The following is a 9,060-nucleotide window of genomic DNA, read 5'->3' on the forward strand; positions in this document are numbered from 1 at the left end:
CGGCGACGCGGCGGGAATCCAGCGGAGGAGCAGCGGTGACGCGGACACCGATCGAGCGCATCAGCAGCAACGACCTCACCGTGCTCGCGACCGACCGCGGCCCAGTCCCCATGCAGATTGCCGCCGTCCTCGAATTCGGCCCGGGGGCCGCGCCCACCTTCGGGGAGGTCGCGGCCGCCCTTCAGGAGCGGATTCCCAGGGTCCCCCGCCTGCGCCGCCGGCTCCTGGCGCCTCCGCCCGGCTGCGGACGGCCGGTATGGATCGACGACCCGGAATTCACCCTGTCCCGCCACCTCGTCGAGGCCCACCCGCTCGCGGCCGACGAGCGGCTGCTGGACGCCGCCGCCCGGATCGCGTGCCAGCGGCTTCCGCGCGACCGGCCGCCGTGGGCGGCGCACTGGCTGCCCGGGGGACCGGACCGGCCGGCGGCCCTCGTCTTCGTGGCACAGCACGTCCTGGCGGACGGGCTCGGCGGCCTCGCGGTCCTCGCCGCCCTCGCGGATCCCGCGCCGGGGGCCGCGCCGGATCCCGCGCCGTGGGCCACGCCCGCGCCGGGCGCCACCCCGCCCGCACCGCCACCACCGGCCTTCCCCCAGCCTCCACCCCGGCCGAGCGAGCTCTTCGTGGACGCCTGGAGCGAGCGCCTCGGCGCCCTTGCTGCGGCCCCGCGCACGCTCGCGGCGGCCGCCGCCGGGCTGCGCGAGCTCGGCCTGCTCGGCCGCCGCAGCGGGAGCGGCGGAAGCGGCGGCGGCCCGCGGGAGCGGCTGCGCGCCCCGAACACGGCGTTCAACCGGCCCACGGGCAGCCGGCGCCGCATCACCGCCCTCTCGGTCCCGCTCGAGGACGTCGTCGAGGCCGCCCGCGCCCGCCGCTGCACAGTCAACGATGTGCTCCTCGTCGCCGTCGCGGGCGCCCTCGGCACCGCCCTGGCGGCCCGCGGCGAGGCGCCCGGGCGGTTCGTCGTCTCGGTCCCGGTCTCGTCCCGCGGGAGAACGGAGGCGGGCACGCTCGGCAACGCCAACGGCGTGGTCCCGGTCGAGGTCCCCGCCGACCCCGACCCCGCCGTGCGCCTCGCCCGCGTCGCCGCGCAGTCCCAGGCGCGCCGCACCGCGCCCCGCGGGACCTCCGCCGGCCCGCTCGGCGTCGCCTTCCGGGCACTCGCCCGCGCGGGAGCCTTCCAGCACTTCATCGACCGTCAGCGCCTCGTGAACACGTTCCTCTCGAACATGCGCGGGCCCGCCGAGCCGCTCTTCCTCGCCGGCAACCGGATCACCCGGATCGTGCCGGCGAGCATGACCCCCGGCAACGTGGGCGTGTGCTTCACAGTCCTCTCCTACGCGGGCCAGCTCGTCGTCGCCGTCCTCGGCGATCCGGACGTGGTCCCCGAGCAGGATCGGCTCACGGTGCTGCTGCACCGTGAACTGGCCCGGTTCACCGGGTAGCGTGGGCCCATGGAACGTCTCACCTCAGCCGACGGAACCACCATCGCCTACGACCGCCTCGGCACCGGGGCCCCGCTCATCCTCGTCTCGGGAGCCACCGTGGACCGACTCGGGGACGCCCACCTCGCGGACGCCCTCGCCGAGAGCTTCACGGTCTACAACTACGACCGCCGCGGCCGCGGCGACAGCACGGACACCCTGCCGTTCGCGCCCGAGCGGGAGATCGAGGACATCGGCGCCCTCCTGGACCGCGCCGCGCACGACGCCGGGACCGCGGCCGCCGTCGTCGGCCTCTCCTCGGGCGCCGCCCTCGCCGCGCGGGCCGCCGCCGCGGTTCCCGTGCGCGCGCTGGTGATGTGGGAGCCGCCGTTCATGACCGACGACGGCGGCCGCGCCCGCGCCCGCGAGTACACCGAGACCCTCGACGCGAGGCTCGAGGCCGGGGACCACGACGGCGCCCTGACCACCTTCCTGCGCTACGTGGGCCTGCCGGACGCGGCGATCGACAGCACCCGCCAGTCGCCCACCTGGGCCACCGCCGTGCGCCTCGCCCCGACCCTCGCGTACGACAACGCCGCGATGGGCCGGGACGGCGTGGTCCCGCAGGACGTGTTCGGCCGCATCGCCGCCCCGACCCTCGTGCTCACCGGCGGCGCGAGCCCGGCGTTCATGCCCGCCGCCGCCCAGGAGGCAGCCGCGGCCATCCCCGGTGCCCGCACGGGCACGCTCGAGGGGCAGACCCACAACGTCGACGCCGCCGTCTTCGCCGCGGCCGTGAAGGAGTTCCTCGCGGCACAGCAGACGCCCGCGTGACGCCCGCCCCGCCGGCTGACGCAGGCAAGGAAGGCTTCGGCGAGGCCCTCGACCGCGTCTCCGCGCTCGCCGAGGGCTTCGCGGACGCGGCCGCAGAGGCCGCGGACCAGGATCCGTACCTCGCCCAACCGGTGGCGGGCTGCCCCGGCTGGACGGTGCACGACCTCGTGGACCACCTCGCGGGCATCCACCGCTGGGCTGCCGCCGCGCTCGGCGCCGAGCACGCCCCGCGCCTCGAGGCGCGCCCGGAGACGGAGGCGCCCATCGGCTGGTACCGCGCGAGCGCGGCGCACCTGGTCGCCGCGCTGCGCGCCGCCGGGCCCGACGCCCCCGCGTGGACGCTCTGGGACGGGCGGACGGCGTCGTTCTGGGCCCGCCGCCAGGTGCACGAGCTCGCCGTCCACACCTTCGACCTCCTCGACGCCCTCGGCCGCGCGGACCTTTGGAGCGTCCCCGAGGACCTCGCCCTCGACGGCATCCAGGAGGTCCTCGAGGGCTTCTACCCCCGCCAGGTGAGGCTCGGCCGCTCGGGGGGACTGCCCGGCGTCGTCCGCTTCGCCGTGACGCACGACGACGGCCGGCCGGCGGCGGCGCTCGCCACGCCGGCGGTGTCGGGGAACGGGGGCGACCAGGCGCTGCTGGGCACGGTCGAGGGGCCGGCAGCGGAGGTCTACCTGGGGCTGTGGGGACGGCGGCCGCTGCCGGGTGCCCCCGAGGACCTCGCGGCGGCCCTGCGCGGCGCCCGCCTCACGCCGTAGCCCGTCCTCTCGCGCGGCTGGGACTGGATTCCGATTGACGTGAGACTCAGTTTCACGGTTCAATCGTCTGTGGCCTACGCCACAGTAGCTTCCTGCCGAGGAGTCCCCATGAACCTTGCCGCGTACCTCGAGTCCACCGCCGCCGCCCACGGAACGCGCACCGCCATCACGTGCGGGGAGGAGGCCTGGACGTACGCGGACCTCGCGTCCGCGGCCGCCCGCGTCGCCGGGCTGCTCGTCCGCTCGGGCGTGGAGCCGGGGGACCGGGTCGGGGTCATGCTGCCCAACGTGCCCGAGTTCGCGGCCCTCTACTACGGGGCCCTCCGCGCCGGGGCCGTGGTAGTCCCCATGAACCCCCTGCTCAAGCAGCGCGAGATCTCCTACTACCTCGAGGACTCCGGCGCCACGGTCCTCTTCGCGGCGGAGGACGTCGCCCAGGAGGCGGCCGAGGGCGCCCACGCCGGCGGGGCGCGGGTGGTCGCCGTCGGCCGCGGGACGTTCACCGCGGCGCTCGCGGACGAGGAGCCGCTCGGGCAGATCACGGAGCGCGCGGACGGGGACACCGCCGTCATCCTCTACACCTCCGGCACCACCGGCCGTCCCAAGGGCGCCGAGCTGACCCACAGCAACCTCATCCGCAACGCGGACCTGACCGTGCGCACCCTGCTGACGCTGACGTCCGAGGACGTGGTCTTCGGCGGGCTGCCCCTGTTCCACACCTTCGGCCAGACCTGCGCGCTCAACACGACGGTCATGGCGGGCGCGGCCATCGCGCTGCTGCCGCGGTTCTCCGCCCAGGCTGCGCTCGAGATCATCGGTGCCCAGCACGTGACCGTGTTCGCCGGCGTCCCCACGATGTACAGCGCGCTCCTCGCCGTGCCCGACCACCGCAGCTACGACACGTCCTCGCTGCGCGTGTGCATCTCCGGCGGCGCGGCGCTGCCCGTGGAGGTCCTGCACCGATTCGAGGACGAGTTCGGCTGCATTATCCTCGAGGGCTACGGACTGTCCGAGACCTCGCCCGTGGCCGCGTTCAACCACCCGGACCGCCTCCGCAAGCCCGGCTCGATCGGCACCGCCGTGGAAGGCGTCGAGCTGCGGGTCGTGGGGCTCGGCGGCGAGGAGGTCCCGCGGGGCGAGGTGGGCGAGATCGCGGTGCGCGGGCACAACATCATGAAGGGCTACTGGAAGCGGCCCGATGCCACGGCCGAGGCCATCCGCGACGGCTGGTTCCTCACGGGGGACATGGGCCGGGTCGACGCGGACGGCTGCTACGCGATCGTGGACCGGAAGAAGGACCTCATCATCCGCGGCGGCTACAACGTCTACCCGCGGGAGGTCGAGGAGGTCCTCTACGAGCACCCGGCCGTCGCCGAGGCCGCCGTGGTGGGCGCCCCGCACGCCGAGCTCGGCGAGGAGGTGGTCGCCGTCGTCGCCCTCAGCGCCCCCGGCGCCGCGACGGCCGACGAGCTGCGCGAGTTCGTGAAGTCCCAGGTGGCCGCCTACAAGTACCCGCGCGAGGTGCGGATCGTGGAGCAGCTGCCGAAGGGCCCCACCGGCAAGATCCTCAAGCGGGACCTGAGGGCCGGCCTGGCCGGCTGAGTCGGGCGACTCTGGGCGTCAGGGCCCGGGCCAGGTGCCGCGGCGCTCGGCCTCGCGGGCCTCGAGCGCCGCGGTGAGCCGCTCGACCCGCTCGGTCAGCGCCTGGACCTTCGCCTCGAGGCTCTGGTCGATGGCCTCGACCTCGGCCTCCACGTCCTGGACCTCGGCCGCGACCTCTTCGACCCCGGCCTCGAACTCCGCGGCGGTCTGCGACGTCATCGTCTCGACGAGCCACGCGGCGATGGAGGCGGTGACCACGCCGAGGACGGCGATGCCGGAGACCATGAGCGCCGCCGCGACGAGCCGGCCGATCACCGTCACCGGGTAGTGGTCGCCGTAGCCCACCGTGGTGATCGTCTCGAGGGCCCACCAGATCGCCGCCCCGAAGCTGCGGATGTTCGACCCCGGCACGTTCTGCTCGACGTCCTCGACCGTGAGCGCCCCGCAGTACATGAGCATCCCGGCCGCGGCGATCACGTAGACCACGAGGCGGCCGCGCAGGGCGTAGCCGGCCTTGTTGTGCACCACCCGCAGGAACGTCACGAGCCGCAGCGGCCGCAGCGCCGGCAGGGCCAGGATGGCGAGCTCGTGCAGGTTGCGCACGAACCACCGGCCGCGCCGGGGCGCGAGCCACAGCTGCCCGGCGTAGTCCACCACGAACACGGCCCAGGCGGCCCACAGCAGTCCCTCCGCCCACGCGCCCTCCCGCGGCGGCAGGTTGCCGATGACCTGCACGGAGTAGGCGCCGAGGAACACGAGGGCGGCCACGAGCGTGGGCCACTCGGTGAGCTTGCGCCAACGGTCCTGCGTCATGCCCGAAGGGTACCGCCGTCCGGCGCCTGTGCGGCCTCCCCGACTCACTTCTAGGCCGCCGGGAGCCCTAGCGGGGCGCGTCCGGCGGGGCGGCGGGGCGCGCGGTGGAGGCGCGGGGGATGAGCGTGGGGGCCAGCGTGCGGTGCGCTGCCAGCGCGGGCCGTCCCTGGATGGAGTTCAGGAGCGTGTCGACCGATGCCGCGGCGATGTCCCCGAAGGGCACCCGGACGGTGGTGAGGGGCACTGGGAGCCGTGCCACGAGGGGGATGTCGTTGTAGCCGACGATCGAGAGGTCCTTCGGGATGCTCAGCCCCGCCCGCTGGATGACCGAGGTGAAGCCGAAGGCCGTGTTGTCGTTGACGGCGAAGACCGCCGTGGGCCGACGCCGGGCGGCGAGGAAGGCCTCCGCTGCCGCCTCGCCGCTCTCCATGCTGAACGTCGACGGGTAGACCAGCTCGGGGGCGTCGTCGATGCCGGCCTCGCGGAGCGCCTGACGGTGGCCCTCACGGCGTGCGAGCGCCGTCGGCGCATGGTCGGGACCGGCCACGAGGCCGATCTCGCGGTGGCCGAGGTCGATGAGGTGGCGGGTGGCGAGGTACCCGCCCAAGGCGTCGTCGCCGACCACGCTCGGGCTCTCGCCGTACGACCGGAGGGCCAGCACATGGGGGATGCCGCGCGCGAGGAGCTCGGTGCACAGCCCCCCCTCGGTCGTCGCGGTCGTGAGGATGAGGCCGTCCACGCGCGAGGCGAGCATGGCCAGCCCGTTCTCCCGCTCGAGCGCCGGATCGTCATAGGTCGTCGCCACGAGCGCGTGGTAGCCGCGGGTGGCGCTGGCGGCCGCGATCTCCTCGAACAGCATGGCCATGACCGTGTCCGTCAGCCGGGAGACCAGCACGCCGACCGTGTTGGTCTGCTGGCGCCTCAAATTCGCCGCTGTGGGATTCGGCTCGTAGCCGAGGGACTCGGCGACAGCGCGGATGCGGGCCGCGGACGGGCTCCGGTAGAACCGGTGCTCGCGGTTCATGGCCCGCGAGACCGTTGACCGCGCGACGCCCGCGGCCGCCGCGACATCGGCGATCGTGGGCCGCGGCCCGCTCGATTCCCTGGTCTCCATGGTGCCTCTCCTGACCCCCTTGACGTGTCCTCGTGATCAAGCTTACAGTCGAAGCAATCGATAACGGAATCGATTGCACAAACTGGATCGATCACTCGAAGGAGAGCCACATGAGCACCATCGACCTCCGGGGCCTGGTCCCCGCCCCCGTCACCCCCTTCACCCGCAGCGGCGACGTCGACGTCGACGCCATCCACCGCCTCGGCGGCTGGCTTGCCGGGGTCGAGGGCGTCAAGGGACTCGTCGTCCTCGGCCACGCGGGGGAGGGCACGTTCCTGACCCAGGCGGAGCAGGCCCTCGTCATCTCCGCCTTCCGCGATGCAGCGGAGGGCCGGGTGCCGATCATCGCCGGCATCACCGGCGAGGGCAACAAGGTCGCCGCCGAGGAGGCCCAGCGGGCCGTGGAGGCCGGCGCCTCGGCGGGCCTCGTCTACCCCTCGCACGGCTGGCTGCGCTTCGGCTACCAGAAGGGTGCCCCCCAGACCCGGTACCAGGAGATCTACGAGACCAGCGGGCTGCCGCTGATCCTCTTCCAGTACCCGGACGCGACGAAGGCCACCTACGATCTGGACACCCAGCTCGAGATCGCCGCCCAGGAGGGCGTGTTCGCGACCAAGAACGGCGTGCGGAACATGCGGCGCTGGGACACCGAGATCCCCGTGCTGCGCGCGGCGTTCCCGGAGCTGCAGATCCTCACCTGCCACGACGAGTACCTGCTGCACACGATGTTCGACGTCGACGGCGCGCTCGTCGGCTACGGCGGCCTCGCGCCCGAGCCGCTCGTCGAGCTCATCGCCGCGGGCAAGGCCAAGGACTACGCCAAGGCCCGCGAGGTCCACGACCGCCTCCTGCCCGTGACCAAGAACGTCTACCACCGCGGGTCCCACATGGAGGGCACGGTCGCGCTCAAGGAGGGCCTCGTCGCCCGCGGCATCCTCGAGCACGCCACGGTCCGGCACCCGCTCCTGCCCCTCGCGCCGGGAGCCCACGACGAGATCGCCCTCGCGCTGGCCTCCGCCGGCCTGGGCCGCGTCGGCGCCCCGGCCCGCGCCTGAGCCGTCCCGGCACCGAACTGGACGCACGACGGCGGGCGCCCGCCCGCCGTCGTGCGTCCCCAAGCCTTCCGGCACCGAACCCGCTGCCCCTTCCTCCGCGAGGGGCCCGGGCTATTGAATAGAGCCCACCTCAACGACGAGGAAGCGCACATGATGTCCATCATCAAGGGAGCCCCCAGCGTGGGCACCGCAACCCTCTACTCGCGCCGCGAGATCCGCCTCATCCTGGCCTTCGCCCTGCTGGGCACGCTCTTCGACGGCGCCGAGCTGAACCTCATCGGCTACCCGCTCGTGTACATCTCCGGCAGCCTGCATGTCTCCACGATCGCCCTGATCACCGTCGCGACCGTGCAGGGCTTCGCCTCGATCCTCGGCGGCTTCGTCTTCGGCACCCTCGGCGACACTCTCGGGCGCCGGCGCACGTTCGCGATCTCCGTCGTCGCCTTCGGCATCGCGGCGACCCTCGGCGGCCTCGCCGTCAACTACGAGATGTTCATGGCCACCCGCGTCCTCGCAGGGGTCGGCATGGGCGGCCTCTTCGGCCTGTCCTTCTCGATGTTCACCGAGTGCTGGAAGACCGCCCGCCGCGGCACGATGGGCGGGATCATCCAGGCCATGTACTTCGTCGGAGAGATCCTCACCGAGGGCGTCCTCTTCCTCTTCCTCACCGTCCTCGGCCACGACCTCGGCTGGCGAGCCGGGTACATCGGCATCGGCGTCATCAGCACGGTCATCGGCATCGCCTCGCTGAAGCTCCTGCCGGAGTCCAAGCAGTGGCTCGCCTACCAGCAGCACCTCAAGGCCGGGACCGTGCCCGAGGACCTGCGTCGCACCAAGGTCCCCGTCGTGGACATCTTCAAGCCGCAGTTCGTCGTCGGCACGGTCCTGTTCATGGTCCTCTCGACGGCCATGTTCCTCACCACGAACTCCGTCGGCGCCTATCTCTCGACCTACCTGCTGGCCACCCAGAAGCTTCCCCTCGGCACGGTCAGCCTCATCGTCCTGATCGGCTACGTGGCCACGATCATCGCCTACACGGCCACCGGGGTCGTCTCGGACACGATCCGCCGCAAGTACGCCTTCACCCTCGCCTCGGCGATCGGGACTGTCGGCTTCGTCTGGTTCCTCGTGCTCCTGGGCACCCGGAGCGCGCACGTCGGTCCCGATTTCTGGGCATGGCCCGCGTTCTGGGCCCTCATGCTCTGCGCCGGTGCGGCGGGCGGCTTCGGCGTCCTCGGGGTGTGGATGTCGGAGTTCTTCCCCACCCGCATCCGTTCCACCGGCTCCAGCGCGAGCTACTACGTGGGCCGCGGCCTCGGCGCCGGCATCTTCCCGCTCTTCGCCCTCACCCTCGCCGGCTCCGTGCCCTTCGCCCTCGCGCTCGGCATCATCGGGCCCGTCGCGGGACTCGTGTTCTCCCTGATGGCCCCCGACCGCACGGGAAGGGCCATCGCGGACCTCGA

The 9,060-nt window shown here is 73.4% G+C and carries 8 protein-coding genes; 6 read left to right on the forward strand and 2 right to left on the reverse strand.

The window, feature by feature from the left end:
* The first annotated feature begins 35 nt into the window (after window positions 1-35).
* The 4 genes from ACYVKZ_RS12805 (at window position 36) to ACYVKZ_RS12820 (ending at window position 4,615) form a co-directional block, all read left to right on the forward strand.
* Window positions 36-1,442 (forward strand): wax ester/triacylglycerol synthase domain-containing protein, encoded by a 1,407-nt coding sequence (locus ACYVKZ_RS12805; protein ID WP_460992632.1) that lies wholly within the window; start codon window positions 36-38, stop codon window positions 1,440-1,442.
* A gap of 9 nt (window positions 1,443-1,451) precedes the next feature.
* On the forward strand, window positions 1,452-2,255 hold the full coding sequence (locus ACYVKZ_RS12810; protein WP_460992633.1) for an alpha/beta fold hydrolase: 804 nt from the start codon (window positions 1,452-1,454) through the stop codon (window positions 2,253-2,255).
* A complete protein-coding gene (locus ACYVKZ_RS12815; RefSeq protein ID WP_460992635.1) occupies window positions 2,252-3,013 on the forward strand; it encodes a maleylpyruvate isomerase family mycothiol-dependent enzyme in 762 nt (253 codons plus the stop codon). The genes ACYVKZ_RS12810 and ACYVKZ_RS12815 overlap by 4 nt, the downstream gene beginning before the upstream one ends.
* 108 nt (window positions 3,014-3,121) lie before the next feature.
* Window positions 3,122-4,615, forward strand: coding sequence for a long-chain-fatty-acid--CoA ligase (locus tag ACYVKZ_RS12820; protein ID WP_460992636.1), 1,494 nt, complete (start codon window positions 3,122-3,124; stop codon window positions 4,613-4,615).
* Window positions 4,616-4,633: 18 nt separating this feature from the next.
* On the opposite strand, the gene ACYVKZ_RS12825 is transcribed toward ACYVKZ_RS12820, so the two are convergent.
* Window positions 4,634-5,428, reverse strand: coding sequence for a potassium channel family protein (locus ACYVKZ_RS12825; RefSeq protein WP_460992637.1), 795 nt, complete (start codon window positions 5,426-5,428; stop codon window positions 4,634-4,636).
* Between the two features lie 67 nt (window positions 5,429-5,495).
* A complete protein-coding gene (locus ACYVKZ_RS12830; protein WP_460992638.1) occupies window positions 5,496-6,542 on the reverse strand; it encodes a LacI family DNA-binding transcriptional regulator in 1,047 nt (348 codons plus the stop codon).
* 110 nt (window positions 6,543-6,652) lie between these two features.
* On the opposite strand from ACYVKZ_RS12830, the gene ACYVKZ_RS12835 reads away from it, so the two are divergent.
* Window positions 6,653-7,597, forward strand: coding sequence for a dihydrodipicolinate synthase family protein (locus tag ACYVKZ_RS12835; protein ID WP_460992639.1), 945 nt, complete (start codon window positions 6,653-6,655; stop codon window positions 7,595-7,597).
* A gap of 150 nt (window positions 7,598-7,747) precedes the next feature.
* A partial coding sequence (locus tag ACYVKZ_RS12840; protein WP_460992640.1) for an MFS transporter occupies window positions 7,748-9,060 on the forward strand: 1,313 nt, incomplete at its 3' end.

The organism is Sinomonas soli, from assembly GCF_054782415.1.